Genomic DNA, 15,625 nt, shown 5'->3' with positions numbered 1-15,625 from the left:
CGAAATCATGAACTATCGTTCAGGCCATCTCTCCTCGATGAACTCGAAGGAGAGGTTCCAGGCGGCCATGCTAGGTGATGTTCCCGACCGTATACCGGTGTTCTATCAACACTTCAGCGCCGGGAGGCACGTGCTCAATGCCACCGGACTGACGATCAGGGAAGGATTTCATGACCCCGAGACCTTCGCCCGCCTGTGCCTCAAGGGACAGGAGCTGTTCGGGTTCGACAACATCATGTTGGGGTGGGGCGACCTGCTGACCGAAGCCCGGGCCATGGGCAGCACCTGGCGGTTCCCGGAGAAGGACTTCTACCCCCGAATTGACAGCTACGCTGTAAAGGACCTGGCGGATGTCGACCGCCTCGCTGTCGTTGACCCAATGGAGGACGAGTTCTGGTCTGTCCCTCTCAAGGCAGGGCGAATCGTGAGAGACAAAATCGGAACGGAAATTGCCATCGTCGGGAGCACCCTGTCCCCGTTCTTCGTAGCCACCGAACTGCGTGGGTATGAGAACATAATGATGGACGCTCTCTCCACACCGGATGTGGTAGAGAAGATGGTCTCCGTAGCCCTTGAATCGCTCAAGCTGTACGGCGAGAGGCTGTCGGCCCTGGGGATCGAGGAGGTGTTCATCGACGACAGCGGAGCCTCCGGCGCCCTCGTCTCGGAAGATATGTGCGGGGCCTTTGATACCAAGTTCGTGAAGGCGCAGGTCCAGCGTTACCGTGCCCTCGGCCTTAGGTCCATAATCCACAACGACGCACAGATGCCATATCTGGACCTGCAGGCGGGGACGGGGGCGGCCTGCCTCCACTTCAACAACGATCTGGTCGACCTGCCCGAGGTCTTCGCCAGGTACCGGGGCAAGGTAACCCTGATGTCCGGCATCAACCACCAGGAGCTGCTGTTCAAGCACACCCCGGCAGAGGTAGAGGATGCTGTCAGGAAGGTCATCGATCTCTACGGAAAAGAACCTGGCCTGGTCATCGCTCCCGGCTGCGAGGTCCCGTTCAAGAGCCCCTTGGAGAACATGGTCATGCTCAGACAGGCCTGCGAGACGTATGGGCGCCTTTAAAAGCAATATAAAAAAATGAGATAACTGGAAGGGGTTTGGATCGGTCTGACCGTTCCAAGGACCTTTTCAGCCCTTGATGGCCTTGACCATGGCCTCGATGTTGGCCTTGGGCACACGGGCAGCGAGTCCGCAACCAGGGGCGACGATGTTGAAGCCGGCCTCCTTGATCTGCAGAGCGTGCTCGCGGCACTCCTCGGGGGTTCCCTGGAGCAGCGGGCGGACGACACCCATGTTGCCGACGAGGGCAGCGCGGTTGTCGACGATCTTGACGGCCTCGAACGGGTTGACCTTCTCTTCGATGGACAGACCATCGGCACCGGTGTCGATCATGTGGTCGAGCAGGACGGTGGTGTTGCCGCAGATGTGCAGGATCTTCTTGGCACCCTCGGCTCCGATCCAGGTCTCCTTGATGTAGGGCTTGGCGAACTCGTCGAACATCTCGGCGGACATCATGTCGGTCGAGGCGGAGGGGTCGCTCATGGCGATGACGTCAGCACCAGCGGCCACTAGAGCCTTCTGGTACTCCTTCTCCATAGCGGCGGCGACCTTGCAGAACTTGTGGACGGTTTCCGGCTCAGTGATCATCATGAGCAGCAGGGTCTCGGTCCCGATCATGTGGCCAGCGATGGTCACAGGGCCAGTGGTACCGACGACGATGGGCAGCTCGTGGCCGACCTCCTTCTTCAAGATCTTGGTGGCCTCGATGACGGTCTTAGCCCTTCCCTTGTGCATGAAGTCCTTGTCGAACACAGGGTCAGCGTCGGACTCGAAGGGGTGCTTCTTGACCATGGGGGTCCTGTCGACCTTGCCCAGGTCCACGGTGGCGCCGAGAGCCTCAGCCTCGACGGTCAGGCAGAAGGGGATCCTGGCGTTCTCGAACCCAAAGACCTTGGCGCCAGCAGCGCCGAGGGTGGCCATCATCCTGGCATCAGTGTGAGCCTCTGGCCAGTGTACACCAACGGCATCCATCTGGTCAACGGTGACGGACTGGGTAACGCATCCAACTGCGGGCCTGTCAAGCTGCTTGCGAGAGAGGGCTGCTAGAAACCTTTCCTTAGGTGTCACGATTTATCCTCCTAATATTTCAGTAACTTGGTTCGCAATTAGACTTACCATATAATTAGTTTTCGTCACATTGGATAAACAATTGTTGTTCTTGAAAACACTGGCCATATCATCTACCTGCCTGGTCAGATGAAACAACGTTTCATGGGATGAACGATCTGCGAGACCAGTCCCGTGACCCACATCCTCGCCCGCGGAGGCGGACCCGACCGCGGCGTCAAGCGTCTCCGGTACAATGTTGCGTTAGCCCATGAGGGTGTGATCCGCCTCTCAGCGCCTCGCCCGGGCGATCGCTTCCTTGACCGAACCGGAGGAACGCTCGATGGCTCGCCAGGGATCACCTCTCTCCTCCAGCCGAGCAAGGACCGAACTGATGCTGAAGCTCCTCGAGTTCAGCCCCGAGCCCTCCAGTTCACTCCACTCTAGAGGGGTAGCCACCGGGGCACCGTCCCGGGCCCTCAGTGCATAGGGGGGCACAGCGGTCTGGGCGTAAGAGTTGCGGTAGACGTCGACCAGCAGTCGGCCACTCCTCGCTTCGACCAACCTCTCGGTGGTGAACCGCTCATCGCCCTCCACCATCCTGGATGCGATCATCTTGGCGAGAGACAGCACCTCCTCGAAGCTGGCCACACGGTCGAGAGGCACGGTGACATGGAGGCCGCGAGACCCAGTGGTCATGACGAAGGGCGTCAGCCCCAGCCCCCTCAGTTCCTTGGCCGCGCTCCTGGCGGCGTCCTTGACCACAGAGAAATCCTTGTCCGAGGGATCCATGTCCAGAATCATCCTATCGGGGCGCTCCAGGGAGCTCGCACGGCTCAACCAGACATGAGGGGTCAGGCAGGCCAGATTGGCCAAGTATACCATGTCGGCCTCCTTCTCGCACACCGCGTGCACGACCTGGCCGCCCTTCTTCCGAACTGCCACCGTTCTGAACCATGGGGGAAATCGCTCGGAGACCTGCTTCTGGTAGAAGCTTTCGCCATCAATGCCGTCAGGATAGCGGAGCATGCTCACCGGGCGCCCCTCAATGTGAGGGAGTATGAACCTCGAGGTGGCCGAGTAATAGTCGATCACATCTCCCTTGGTCAGGCCGTCCCGAGGATACAAGACCTTGTCCCGGTTGGTCACCTCGACCTCCACACCGTCATAGATTGCCATTCGACCCCCATGGTCCCGATGAATGCAAGCTTGCTAAGCGCACGTAGATGATTATGCATCGAAAATAAAAAAATGTTAAAGGTGAAGGGCAGGTGCCCTTCGGGTTCGTGAATGTTTTTACTTTATCAGAGTCTGGACGACCTGGACCGCTTCGACCGCGTCGTAGGCCCAGCCGTTGGCTCCAATCTGGTTGGAGAACTCCTTGGAGGTAGCGCCACCGCCGATGATGGTCTTTACCTTGCCCTTGAGGTTCTCTTCCTTCAAGATCCTCTCGATCTCCTTCATGCCCGCCAGGGTGGGGGTCATCAGGGTAGAGGTGGCCAGTACCTGGGCGCCCTCGGACTTAACCTTCTCGACCAGGTTCTTGACGGGAACGTCACGACCCATGTCGAAGATGGTCAGGCCGGCACCAGTGAGCATGGCCTTCACGATGTTCTTGCCGATGTCGTGCACATCGCCCTCAACGACCGCGAGGACGACCTTGCCGGGAACGGCATTAGCGTCGACCTTCAGTTTGGGAAGAGTGACGTCAAGTGCCTGGTACATGGTCTGGGCGGACAGAAGTACCTGGGGCAAGAAGTACTGCTTGCTCTCATACTTCTGACCTACAACAGCCATAGCCTTGCTCAAGCTGTCGAAGATGATGACCTTGGGGTCGACTCCGGCAGCCAAAGCCTGCTCCGCAAGGGGCTTGGCTTCCTTTATCTTTCCCCTTACTACGACATCTGCTAGCTTATCAAGTATCTCGTTGCTCATTTAGATTCCCTCCTCAATTATCAAAAAGGTTGAAAATGGAATAATGTTGCATCATAATAAATTCTTTTATGGATGGTTAATCCATCCAAACTAAACACTGGTTAAATGTTTTACCATCTGGCTCTGTTTTTAGGAAAACGATTGTTACATTGTTGCATTCTGGTTTCGGTATCCTAGCTGACCTGTTAACAGTGTTTAGAAGACTCCTCGGAATTATATGTATTTCGTATCGACTATAATCTAAGGCCCTCCAATGAGGCTAGTGTACCCAGGGGCAGGAGCCCGATATCACTGCAGGCGAAAATCTCCCCCCTGCGCACATCGCAGTTTTTTAATATTGGCGAAAGACAATCTCCAGGGCCTACTCCAGTGAGATCGGTTCCTGAGGCCAAAGGACTGTAGGGCGGGAGGACGAGGATGCGCTCCTCCCTTAACCAGAGATGGCAGGGGAGCTTGAGGTAAGCGCCAACGCGGTCGACTATCTTGACCGAGGGATGCTCGTGCCCCATGACCAACGGACGCTCGCCGCAAGGGAGGTGGCCGTGGACGAAGGTGATCCCCGCGGCTTTATACTGGGCCACAACTGGTACCTGTATCCTCGATACTATATTCTCTATGTAATTATCATGATTGCCTTTGACCAATACGATATCGGTCCGGTCCGATACACTATCCAGTACCGACCGCACATCTTTCATCTCCTGGCCCAGGTTTCGGCTGAACTCATGCTTGAGGTCGCCGAGGATGACCAGGCGGTCGGGTTCGTACCTGTCGACCAACCTGGACAGGGAGGCGATGACCGTCTTCGTCTGGATGCGGGGGATGTGAATACCCTCGGCCTCCAAGGCCGATTCGTAGCCGATGTGCAGATCGGCGATCACCACGGTCCTCTCCTCCGGAAGGTGGAGGCACAGATCAGAGGACATAAACACATTGTCGAAAGCCTCGATATCGTCCATCGCTTCAGCGGTCCAGCCCGGTCAGGCATGGTTTCGAAGCGGAGAACACTATTAGAATCTTGTCTCCGGTCGTTTTCGCCTGACCTCCCGAAAGATGTATGAACGAGGTCCGGTCTTGACGGCACCGTGATCAGGAACACCTTTCAGATCCTGCCCTCCGTCGGCAATGGTAAGGAGAGGACTCTGTGGAAGAGCGGGGTGCGGGACTGGGACGAGTTCCGCGGCGAGAGAAAGGTAAAGGGCATCTCCGCGGACCGTAAGGTAGACATGGACCGCCACCTGGACCGCGCCGACCATTTCCTAGACCGGGGGATGACCGACTATTTCTGCAAGATCCTCCCCACGGTCGAGCACTGGCGACTGTACGACCGATTCAGGAAGGAAACCGCGTTCCTCGACATCGAGACGGACGGACGCTCGTCCTACGCCAACGTCACCGTGGTGGGCATTCACCGCGACGGACAGACCATCGCCCTGGTGAAGGGACAGAACCTCAGCGCAGAGACGCTGTCCGAGGCGCTGGAGGGCGTGAAGCTCATGGTGACATTTAACGGCAGCTCGTTCGACCTTCCCATCCTGGGCTATCATTTCCCCCTCGCCGTGCCCCGGGTACCCCACTATGATCTCCGTCATGCTTGCCGCCGGGTCGGGCTGACCGGGGGGCTCAAGTCGATAGAGAAGCAAATGGGAATGGCCCGGGCCAGAGAGGTAGAGTATGTCACGGGGGAAGAGGCGGTATACTTGTGGCGGGCGTGGGAACGGTCGGGGAGCAAGAACGCCCTGAAGCTCCTGAAGCGATACAACGAGGAGGATACTGTGAACCTCCTACCTATCGCCGATCGAGTGTATGGGATGCTTAAGGACCGCATCGTGAGCTGTTCCGGGGAGTGTTGCGGGACATGACCGCCCGGGACGAGTACGGATTCGAGAGCGCGGCGGCGGCCGCTGCGGGAATGCTCATCTCCTCACGTTCGGTGCTCGTCGTCGGGCATATCGATGCGGATGGCATAACCGCGTCCGCCATCGCCTCCACAGCGTTGACGAGGGCAGGCATACCACACGAGGTATGCTCTGTCAAGAAATTGGACGAAACGGAAATCGCTCGGAGCATGGAACATAGGGCTGAGAGGATATGGTTCGTGGATCTAGGAAGCGGATCGCTCTCCAAACTTGACAGGGAGAGGTGCGTCATCACCGATCATCACCGCGTCGATCCCACGGCAGCGGGAGAGTGGCGGGGGCACGTGAACCCTCACCTCTTCGGCATCGATGGTTCCACCGAGATATCAGGGGCAGGAGTGACATATGTGGTGGCAAAAAGGATGGATGCAAGGAATGCCGACCTCTCCGCCCTCGCTGTCGTCGGAGCGGTGGGTGACTACCAGGAAGCTGCGGAAGGTCGCCTGGTTGGATACAACCGCGCCATCCTCGGCGATGCCACCGCCCTCAGGTTGATCGCCGCAGAGAAGGATGTGAGGTTGTTCGGCCGGCAGACTCGCCCGGTCCACGCTCTTTTGCAGTACTCCTCAGAGCCGTCGCTTATGCCGTTCATTGCCGGGGGAGGGGGACGAAGCGAGGCCACCCCGGTCGACAGCGCGGAGGATGAGGACGATAAAATGGCCACCATCGACTTCCTCGAGGAGCTGGGGATCGCCATCGATCAAGGTGATACTTTCCGCACCTGGAGCCAGCTTAGCTTCGAGGAGAAGAGGACGATCGTCAGCGCCCTGGTCGCCCGCATGATCGACCAAGGCAAGGGTTTGCCTATGGTCCGCCGCTTGATCGGGGAGGTATATACGCTATCGCCTGACATTCCGGGAGCTCCCCCTGGTTGGCTGGTAGGCCCCGAAGGCACCGCCAAGGGGGGCAACGGTTGCACGTGGAGGCCAAGCGCCAGGGTCCTCCTGGACGCGAAGGAGTTCTCCACTCTGCTCAATGCCTGCGGTCGCCATGAGAGGGCCGAAGTAGGAATGAAGGTATGCCTGGGAAACAGGGGGGAGGCATTGGGCACTGCTCTTTTGCAGCAGGACGATCACCGCCGGAAGCTGAGAGAGGCCATCGATCTGGTCAAGACCTCCCCGGAACATGGGGCCAGGACGGTAACTCCCAGGGGCGTGGAGCTGAAAGCGGTGCGTTACTTCCATGGGGGCATGGAGATCGAGGACACCATCGTGGGCATCGTGACCGGTATGTTATTGGGAAGCCCTGATTTCCCTCATGATCGCCCGCTCATCGCCTTCGCCCAGGCCGGGGACGGCAGCTGTACAGTCAAGGTGTCCGGCAGGGGCACCAGGGACCTTACACGGAGGGGGCTCGATCTGTCATCGGCCATGCGCACCGCGTCCGAGCGGGTGGGCGGGACGGGCGGAGGCCATAATATCGCTGCCGGGGCCACGGTGCCCGAGGGCAGGGAGGAGGAGTTCCTCCTGGCCATCGACCTGGAGATCAGCTCACAGCTCAGCCCATGAGCTTGACCAGGATGGCCTTCTGAGCATGCATGCGGTTCTCGGCTTGATCGAAGACCACGCTATGCGGCCCGTCGATGACGTCGGCGGTGACCTCCGAGCCGCGGTGGGCGGGCAGACAATGCATGAACAGACAGCCCCTGTTGGCTAGGGCCATGAGGTCCCGGTTGACCTGGAACGGCATGAGAAGGCGCTCCTTCATCTGGGCTTCGGCCTCCTGGCCCATGGAGATCCAGGTGTCGGTGTAGATAATATCTGCCCCCTTGGCCGCTTCCGCCGGGGAGGTGGTGACCCCGCTGCTGACCCCTTTCTTTTCGGCCAAGGACGCGGCGCTCTTCAGCAATTCGCGGTCCGGGCGGTACTCCGCAGGGGTGGCGGCGACGAAGTCCATGCCCACCAGGGCGGCTCCCAGGGCCAGGGAGTTGCACACATTGTTGCCGTCGCCGATGTAGGCCAGCTTCAGGCCTTCGAAACCTCCCTTGTGTTCCTGGATGGTCAAAAGGTCGGCGACCACCTGGCAGGGGTGCTCGAGGTTATCCAGAGCATTGACCACCGGCACGCTGGCCTTGCATGCAAGCTCGACCACGTTGTCGTGGTTGAACGCCCGGTACACGATGCCGTCGACGAACCGGCTGAGGACCATTGCGGTGTCCGCCACGGTCTCCCCCCGTCCAAGCTGGGAATCCTTCTGGCTGAGAAAAATGGAATGCCCTCCAAGTTGGAGCATCCCTACCTCGAAGGATACCCTGGTACGGGTGCTGGATTTCTCGAATATCATGGCCAGGGTCCTGCCCTTCAGCTGCTGACCGCTCTTCTCGTTCTTCCTCTTCAGCTCCAAGGCCGAGCTGAGGATATCTTCAATATCCTCACGTAGGTCCAGCACCGAAATGACGTCCCTTTTCATGTTTTCGGTGAGAAAAGAAAGGTACACCACTTAACCGTTATGTAGTGCTATGTACAACCGGGCATCGATTGTGTCGTGCAAAGGTCGAGGTGATTCTGGACGGTACAGTTCAGGGGCACTCCGTCCGATGAGTAGGATGGTGAGACCCGGAACGACGATAATGGGCATCCGGTGCATGAGAACATGGTCCGACCAGACGCAAATCTGCCAACGGGCCCGCTCGACTGATTACAATGGTCAAGCGCCCTGAAGAAAGATTTAATTAGATTAAGGCATTGAGGACATGCCGCTACGGCCGGGTTGGGGTAGCCTGGCATCCTGTGGGACTGTGGATCCCTAGACTCGAGTTCAAATCTCGGACCCGGCCCCCTCTTCTATCTTCTCGACCAGCGATGCCATATTGTAACATATTGATGGGATTCCCTACCTCTCAATTCGAAGGCTCATCGATGACCTCGAACTCCCGCTCGATGAACGCCAGGTCCTTGGCATCTATAGCTAGAGGGTCGATAGGAACAATGAATTTGGAGCCGGATACCACCACCGCGTCGCGCACCGCGTAGATGAGCTTCAACACCTTGTCCAGCTGGTTCTCTGAAATCAAGTAGTCGAGCCCGTCCAGCAACAGCACGGAGTTGCTACCCTTCTGCAGGAAGTCGACCATGGTATGCTGGATTATGGTCAGGGCGGCGGGGTCCAGGCGATCCTGTCCGGGCTGGCCGGACAGCCACATCACGGGCGCCTTAACCGGGCCGTACCTTTCGGTGACCTGCTGCGGATGGAGATTAGTGATGAGCAACCCACGGCTGCCGTTCTCCACCTCGCTGGCGAACATGCGGTAGGAAGCATCGGCCCTCTTTGCTTTGACCAGATCACAATGGCCGCTCACCAGGGTGACCTTGGCGACCTTGGCCTTGCGGGCATCGTTGTCCGACTTGATCTGGGGAGCCCCGAACGGTTTGTAGTTAATGATGGTATACGCGAAGATGAAGCCCGTAGTCAGCAGTCCGATGGGCAGGAGGTTATGCATGTCCATGACCGACCACGCCAGGAAGTTATCCATCACCGTGAAGGCAAAGGGGAAGAACAGCCCCATGGAGACCAAGGTGCAGTGCCGCCTCAGCCTCTCGTCCTCGGTCCGGTCCCAGATCTCATTGAGGAAAAGGATGGGGGGTACGCAGAATAGCCCCAGGATGACTAACCAGACTATGGTGGATATGTTGGGTGACCACCAGTAACCGCCCTCTCCGTTCACCACCTCGTTCGGCAGCAGGACGACGGCGAGGGCGGCCGCGGCCGAGAGCGCCATGAAGCTCTGCTTCTTATTTATCACCCAGGAGCCCTGAGCCTCATAGGGGGGGTATAGTGATAGGTATAGGATCGCGGAGGCCATCAGAACCCCGGAGAACATCACGTAGCGGGTGAACAGGTGGGCGAGGCTGTCGCTCCCAGAATTGTGAAGGAGGAACATGGCAGAGGCATAGATGGCCACCGTGCACATGGCGATCATGTACACTTGGGAGATCTTGAGGTACGGGTTCAGCTTTAAAATGAATATGCCGAGCCCAAGGCATACTATGCCGGCTACAAGCACGTCGACCGAATAGATAGAGCCGCCCCCAACATGTCCGTCGAACAAAAACATTCATACATACAAATAATGAGCGACCCAGGTCGCAATCTTTGGAGCAGGAAGGATGGCAGGCTCCGCGGTCTGAGAGGCCGGAACCTCACACCCAATCGGTGTCGCCGAGCATGATGTGGGCCCGCAGCCCCTTCCTGGTCAGGCTGGCCATGAGGGGACCTGCCCCTGCTCGCTCCAGAGCGATTACCTTCATCTCGTGATCTCCCGTGTACCGGACCTGGGAAAGGAACCCGACCTCGGTCATCTGCTTCCCGTAAGGATGCCCCTCCGGCAGACAGCACAATACGGTCTCGATGAGCATGCCCTTGGCCAACGTTATGCAGTCCATCAACAGCAGGGGTATGACATCCGGTGATCGAGGGTCGGCTAGGCAGTCCACGATGTTCAGGAACCGGGAGCCGTCCTTGGATTCTTCGCGCATGACCATGTATCCGACCAGCCGCCCGTCGTGGCGGGCGGTGCGGACGATGAAGTCCCCAGAGCGGGGGTCGCAATACCTCCAGTTGAGGTAGGCGCTATCCCGGACGATCATGACATCGAAATCCTCGCTGGCCCGGAGGTACAGCTCATCGAACTCGCTCCCCATCTCACCTTCCTGGCCCAAGGTGATACCGCCTCCCACGTCAACCCGGGGGCCCAGGGATCGGCGGAGGATCTGGTAGCTGGAATACCCCAGACGCTTGATGGAACCGAAACGGACCTTCTTGAAGAACTGCTCCTCATCGATGATGTAGCGATGCTGAAGCATGACAATGCCCAGGTCCTTGAACCCCTGCTTGGTCACGCTGAGGTTATAGGAGGCCCAGTTGGGGAACCCAAAGTCCAGTTCCACATTGTGGTGGTCCTTCATGCCGTTGCGGCACTTCATGGTACGGCCGATGAGCCCCGCCCCCCGGAAGGCGGGATCGGTGCACAGGTCCACGCCCTGAGAGGCGATTATCGTTCTATCCCCGACCTTCATGCGAACGGGCATGGACGCGGAGTGGGAGATAACGCTGTCCCCGTTCAGGGCCACGCACACCAGGTGGAACCCTAGAGGGTTACCCAGGAATTTCCATCTCCAATGCTCCAGATGGTCCACGGTCGTGCTGGTGGCGGGCCAGCCCATGACGTTCTCTAGGAACGGCACTATCGCTGTCTCATCACCTTCCAGATAGGCACGGACCTCTATGTCTAGTGGGAGGTCCGCAGGATCGGACCTATCCGACGAAACCGATTTAACACCCTTTGGAGACCATGCCTTTTTGGGTAAAAAACCTTGTGCCCAGTGTTGACGGCCGGTATAAAACATGATTTTCGCTCCCGGAAGAGATTATATCATAGTCGCCCCATAGTCCGCCCCGGTGAGCGAAATGGGATATTCTGGACCGCTTGAGAAGATAGATGATTATCGTTGGAGGATCCCCCAGAGCTACAAGACCGGCATGCGCACCGACGCCGTCATCTTCGCCAGCGAGCGGATGGTTCCCAGCCTCCGGGAGGACAACGCTCCTGAGCAAGCGGCCAATGTGGCCTTCCTTCCGGGCATCGTGGGTAACGCGATGGCTATGCCTGACATCCACTGGGGCTACGGGTTCCCCATCGGCGGGGTCGCGGCCATGGACCTCGAGGAAGGAGTCATTTCACCTGGAGGAATTGGTTTCGACATCAACTGCGGCGTCAGACTGATTCGCACCGATCTGGAAGAGAAGGATGTCCGCCCGGGGATCAAGGACCTTATCGGCACCCTGTTCAAGAACGTCCCCGCCGGGGTCGGCTCGGAGGGGGTGGTGGACATTGCCTCGGCCCAGATCGACGACATACTGCTGCGAGGGGCAGAGTGGGCGGTGGACAACGGCTACGGATGGCCGGAGGACCTGGAAGCCACGGAGGAGGGGGGCCGCATGAAGACCGCCGACCCCATCAAGGTCAGCTCCAAGGCCAAACAGAGAGGGGTTCCCCAGATCGGCTCGCTGGGCTCGGGCAACCACTTCCTGGAGGTGGACGTGGTGGACAAGGTTTTCGATACTGAGGCCGCAGAAGCCTTCGGGCTGAGGGAGGGTCAGATCACCGTTTCCGTCCACTGCGGTTCCCGAGGATGCGGGCATCAGATCGCCACCGACTATCTGCAGGTGATGGAGAGGTACATCAAACAGAGCGGGACGCAGCTTCCTGACCGTCAGCTGGCCTGCGCTCCGGTACGGTCCAAGGAGGGCGAGGATTACCTCAAGGCGATGTCCTGCGGGGCCAATTTCGCGTGGGCCAACCGGCAGATGATACTCCACTGGATCAGACAGTCCTTCGAGGAGCATTTCAAGCGGGACGCCGAGAGCATGGGCATGCACCAGGTATACGATGTGGCGCACAACATCGCCAAGGTCGAGGAACATCTCGTGGATGGTAAGAAGCGCAATGTCGTCGTCCACCGGAAGGGCGCCACCCGTGCGTTCCCCCGTGACCGCCCAGAGGTCCCGTCCAAGTACCGTGCGGTCGGCCAGCCGGTCCTCATTCCGGGAGACATGGGCAACGGCAGTTATGTCCTGGTGGGCACCGACCTGACGATGTCCGAGGCGTTCGGCTCGACCTGCCACGGCGCCGGGCGGGTAATGTCCAGGAACGAGGCGCTGCGCAAGTTCACCGTGCAGGGTATCCGCGATGGACTATCGGCCAAGGGGATATTCCTCAAGTCTGCGACCAAGGATGGCATACTGGAGGAGGCCCCGGAGGCCTACAAGAACATCGAGTCGGTCATCGACGTGGTGGTGGGTGCCGGTCTCTCTCGCAAAGTGGCCCGGATCACTCCCATCGGCGTGATGAAGGGTTAGCCGAACAGCGCCTTGAGGGCCGCCCGCTCCACTTCTTCTTTGTTCCTCGGAGGGGTTGACACCATGACCGCCCAGTCGTGGACCCCCCGCGATTGGATGGCCTTAGCCAACGGACTGTAGCGGGACAGTGGCCTTACTCTGTCCCCTTCCAGGATCGGTATGTCGGTCTTGCCGATCCGGGGCTCGCATAGGAGAAGGGACCGGTTAGGTATGTCCAGCAGGACCTCGGACTCATCGACGCCGGCCCGCTCGGCGATCTCCCTCTCCTTCTCCTTCCGCCGGCGATACTCTGACAGCTCGACCAGCCGCTGGAGCTGCTCGTCGGTCAGTCCGGATACCGGCAGCATGACCGTCTTCTTGTACAGCCGACGGTAGTCCAGGAGGGTCATGACCCGTGAGGTTGCCCCCCCGCAGGCCTTTAACCGGGAAGCCAGCTCGCAGTCCGTGACAAGATGGGCGTCGCCCATCACTTCATGGGGAGCATGCTCCACCGCCTTGCACAGCATAAGCTCGGCAATGCGGGCGGTCTTGTGATAATATACCGAAGTATACATCAGAGCCCTCGCAACCATGAGGCCCTCGGCCGCGGCCAATCCGTTCTTGCTGATGACCAGATCCCCGTGGAACACGGCCACCGTCTGCAGCAGACGATCGACGTCGATTGTCCCGTGGGCGACCCCGGTGTAGTAGGCATCCCGCTTGAGGTAGTCCATCTGGTCTACGTCCAGAGGGCCGGAGATTATCTGACTCAGGTAACGCTTGGTCCCGAAATGGGCCTGCCCACCTTCCACCAACAGAGCTTGTCCCGGTCGTGGGTCCTTGCGCGAGGCCACTATGAGCTCGCACACCTCATCGGACGATATGCCGTTGCTCTCCAGCACCTCGATTATCGGACGGATCGGGCCCAGCACCTCCTGCGCCCTCTCGCCGACCGATGGTAGCTCCCCCCGGATCAGCGCGGTCGTCGTATCCATATGGTCCTTTCCCGACCGGTCGTGCACGATCTCCTCCAAAGTGTGGGAGAACGGGGCGTGCCCGATGTCATGTAGGAGGGCGGCGGCCAGCAGGGTCCTCCCTTCGTCCTCGGGAAGGTCAAGGGCACGCGCCATTAGACTAGCCATGTGATAGGTACCCAGCGAGTGCTCCAAGCGAGTGTGATTCGCTCCGGGGAACACGAAGTGGGCAAGCCCCAGCTGATGCACGCCATGCATGCGCTGCATCTCCGGGCGTTCTAGAAGCTCAAGGAAGACGTCCTCGACCTTCACGCTACCGTACACACAGTCATGGATCACCTTGGAACCGGCCACGACGATGAAGCGGCCGGGAAGATAATAATGCTTGGCCCCCCGTCGGGACCAAGTTTTTCTTAAAAACTTAAGGGGCTTACCGGAAGCCGCCCCGGATCTTGTTGCGGTCGATCTTCAAGCCCCGTGGGGTGACCACGATCAGGTCATGCCCGATGGCCGCCACATCGCCGCTGTTGTCCCTGGCGACCGCCTTGAGTTCACTGGTGATCCTCTTGAGAGTGTCGGTATCGTTCGCAATATTTGCGTAATCAAGGATCAGAACGTTGCCATCGTATACTGGCTGGGTAAGGTCGGCGAGGTCCTCATAGCGGTATATCTCAGCGAGCTTGACCATTCCCTTTCCGCCCGCGGAGGCCTCCTCCTCGAAGTACATGGCCCCGAGGTCAATGTATTGGTCCGTCTCCACGGTCTGTACGTCTTCCTTGTTCTTGCTAAAAGGCTTCCTGTTGAGTAGAGCCATGGCATCCCTATTCCGCGGTTATACGGTCTAGAATATTTAGCTCTTTCATACTGCGATGTAGATATTTGAGCCGTCCTATCTGGATAATGCTCTGCCCCCGGGGGCGGAAGGTGCCTAAAAAGGCATCGCTCAGTCCTCCCGCCGGCGAGGTCGTTGTTCTAACTGAAGAATATGCCGAGGCCGCGATCCGTTCAACTGTCCTCGTCCACTTTCCACAGCTTGTCCGCTACGAAGTGGATGCTCTTGATCGCCTTCCCGGGGGACTTGGTCCCCATCTGCTCGCCGGAGATCAGCGCCTCCCCTATCATCAGAGGGCGGCCGTTCTTGATGTCCTTCACCCAAACCAGGTCACCGGGCATGATCGATGGGTCGGCGTCCACTATGCCCGGGCCCATAACGTCCGCGCCCTTGGTGACGTAGGGCACGGCACCCATGTCCACGGTCACGAAAGCCTTGGTAGCGGGGTGCTTGAGCAGCCCCCTGACCGTCAGGAAGGCTTTTCCCTGGTAGACGATGCCCTGCACCTGGTTGCCGATGAACAGGACGTCGTACTCGGAGCTCTCGCCCCTGTCTACCGCCTCTCCGGGCAGGAACACCTCCACTCCCAGCCGAGCTTTGATCTCCTCGTCAAGAGCTTTGATCTCCTTCTCCCTGAGCCGGTGGCGCTTCCTGATCCTTATCTCGCTCATTGCCCTCCCATCTCTGGACCCGACTAAAGAGCTTTTCGACCCTACCTGCGCTTCTTGAACAGCTTGCCGAAGAAGCCTTTATTCTCGGTATCCTCCGCTTTGGCCGGAGTGACCTCCGCTCCCTTTACCGGACCGGGCGTGGCCGTCCCTCGGGGCACCTGCGGCTCGTTGATCTCCCGGACCACCTTTTCGAGCTCGTCAACGCCGGACATGGCGAACTCCGCGCCACAGTGAGGACACCGAGGGGCATCGGCCCGAACCCTCTGGTCGCACACTGGACATTCGATCTCCACGATATCCTGTTCCATCGATAGCCCTGGCCACGAGTATTCTATCAA

Annotated in this window: 15 protein-coding genes and 1 tRNA gene; 5 read left to right on the top strand and 11 right to left on the bottom strand. The window is 59.0% G+C overall.

Going from position 1 to position 15,625, the window contains the following annotated elements; all coding sequences use genetic code 11:
• The first annotated feature begins 7 nt into the window (after positions 1-7).
• Positions 8-1,075 carry a uroporphyrinogen decarboxylase family protein gene (locus SA339_04885; GenBank protein MDW5562543.1) on the top strand — a complete coding sequence of 356 codons (1,068 nt, stop codon included), beginning with the start codon at positions 8-10 and terminating at the stop codon, positions 1,073-1,075.
• Positions 1,076-1,141: 66 nt separating this feature from the next.
• Here the strand turns inward: SA339_04885 and SA339_04880 are convergent, their stop codons facing one another.
• The 4 genes from SA339_04880 to SA339_04865 all read right to left on the bottom strand — a co-directional run bounded on the left by SA339_04880 (position 1,142) and on the right by SA339_04865 (position 5,013).
• The gene (locus tag SA339_04880) at positions 1,142-2,140 is read right to left on the bottom strand and encodes an MtaA/CmuA family methyltransferase (protein ID MDW5562542.1); all 999 of its coding nucleotides are present in this window, start codon (positions 2,138-2,140) and stop codon (positions 1,142-1,144) included.
• Positions 2,141-2,410: 270 nt separating this feature from the next.
• Positions 2,411-3,298 (bottom strand): non-homologous end-joining DNA ligase, encoded by an 888-nt coding sequence (gene ligD, locus SA339_04875; protein ID MDW5562541.1) that lies wholly within the window; start codon positions 3,296-3,298, stop codon positions 2,411-2,413.
• 117 nt (positions 3,299-3,415) lie between these two features.
• Positions 3,416-4,054 carry a B12-binding domain-containing protein gene (locus SA339_04870; GenBank protein ID MDW5562540.1) on the bottom strand — a complete coding sequence of 213 codons (639 nt, stop codon included), beginning with the start codon at positions 4,052-4,054 and terminating at the stop codon, positions 3,416-3,418.
• A 233-nt stretch (positions 4,055-4,287) separates the two neighbouring features.
• Positions 4,288-5,013 (bottom strand): metallophosphoesterase, encoded by a 726-nt coding sequence (locus SA339_04865; GenBank protein MDW5562539.1) that lies wholly within the window; start codon positions 5,011-5,013, stop codon positions 4,288-4,290.
• A gap of 126 nt (positions 5,014-5,139) precedes the next feature.
• On the opposite strand from SA339_04865, the gene SA339_04860 reads away from it, so the two are divergent.
• Entirely contained in the window at positions 5,140-5,916 is a 777-nt protein-coding gene (locus SA339_04860) for a ribonuclease H-like domain-containing protein (protein ID MDW5562538.1), read from the top strand.
• Positions 5,913-7,481 carry a DHH family phosphoesterase gene (locus tag SA339_04855; GenBank protein ID MDW5562537.1) on the top strand — a complete coding sequence of 523 codons (1,569 nt, stop codon included), beginning with the start codon at positions 5,913-5,915 and terminating at the stop codon, positions 7,479-7,481. The genes SA339_04860 and SA339_04855 overlap by 4 nt, the downstream gene beginning before the upstream one ends.
• Here the strand turns inward: SA339_04855 and argF are convergent.
• The gene (argF, locus tag SA339_04850) at positions 7,471-8,382 is read right to left on the bottom strand and encodes an ornithine carbamoyltransferase (protein MDW5562536.1); all 912 of its coding nucleotides are present in this window, start codon (positions 8,380-8,382) and stop codon (positions 7,471-7,473) included. The two genes, SA339_04855 and argF, sit on opposite strands and share 11 nt — an antisense overlap.
• Positions 8,383-8,676: 294 nt before the next feature.
• On the opposite strand from argF, the gene SA339_04845 reads away from it, so the two are divergent.
• Positions 8,677-8,749, top strand: a tRNA-His gene (locus SA339_04845).
• A 63-nt stretch (positions 8,750-8,812) separates the two neighbouring features.
• Here the strand turns inward: SA339_04845 and SA339_04840 are convergent.
• Positions 8,813-10,021, bottom strand: coding sequence for a DUF835 domain-containing protein (locus SA339_04840; GenBank protein MDW5562535.1), 1,209 nt, complete (start codon positions 10,019-10,021; stop codon positions 8,813-8,815).
• A 91-nt stretch (positions 10,022-10,112) separates the two neighbouring features.
• Positions 10,113-11,318 (bottom strand): GNAT family N-acetyltransferase, encoded by a 1,206-nt coding sequence (locus tag SA339_04835; protein ID MDW5562534.1) that lies wholly within the window; start codon positions 11,316-11,318, stop codon positions 10,113-10,115.
• A gap of 61 nt (positions 11,319-11,379) precedes the next feature.
• Between SA339_04835 and SA339_04830 the strand changes: the two genes are divergently transcribed.
• The gene (locus SA339_04830) at positions 11,380-12,831 is read left to right on the top strand and encodes an RtcB family protein (protein ID MDW5562533.1); all 1,452 of its coding nucleotides are present in this window, start codon (positions 11,380-11,382) and stop codon (positions 12,829-12,831) included.
• Here the strand turns inward: SA339_04830 and SA339_04825 are convergent.
• From SA339_04825 to SA339_04810, 4 genes are all read right to left on the bottom strand, one after another.
• On the bottom strand, positions 12,828-14,138 hold the full coding sequence (locus SA339_04825; protein MDW5562532.1) for an HD domain-containing protein: 1,311 nt from the start codon (positions 14,136-14,138) through the stop codon (positions 12,828-12,830). The two genes, SA339_04830 and SA339_04825, sit on opposite strands and share 4 nt — an antisense overlap.
• Positions 14,139-14,214: 76 nt before the next feature.
• On the bottom strand, positions 14,215-14,598 hold the full coding sequence (sepF, locus tag SA339_04820; GenBank protein MDW5562531.1) for a cell division protein SepF: 384 nt from the start codon (positions 14,596-14,598) through the stop codon (positions 14,215-14,217).
• Positions 14,599-14,789: 191 nt separating this feature from the next.
• Entirely contained in the window at positions 14,790-15,287 is a 498-nt protein-coding gene (locus SA339_04815; GenBank protein MDW5562530.1) for a PUA domain-containing protein, read from the bottom strand.
• A gap of 41 nt (positions 15,288-15,328) precedes the next feature.
• Entirely contained in the window at positions 15,329-15,595 is a 267-nt protein-coding gene (locus tag SA339_04810; protein ID MDW5562529.1) for a hypothetical protein, read from the bottom strand.
• Positions 15,596-15,625 lie beyond the last annotated feature (30 nt).

Origin of the sequence: Methanomassiliicoccus sp. (assembly GCA_033485155.1) — an archaeon.
Taxonomy (GTDB): domain Archaea; phylum Thermoplasmatota; class Thermoplasmata; order Methanomassiliicoccales; family Methanomassiliicoccaceae; genus UBA6.
Note: the sequence above shows the minus strand (reverse complement) of the source record. Positions and strands in the feature narration are given on the sequence as shown.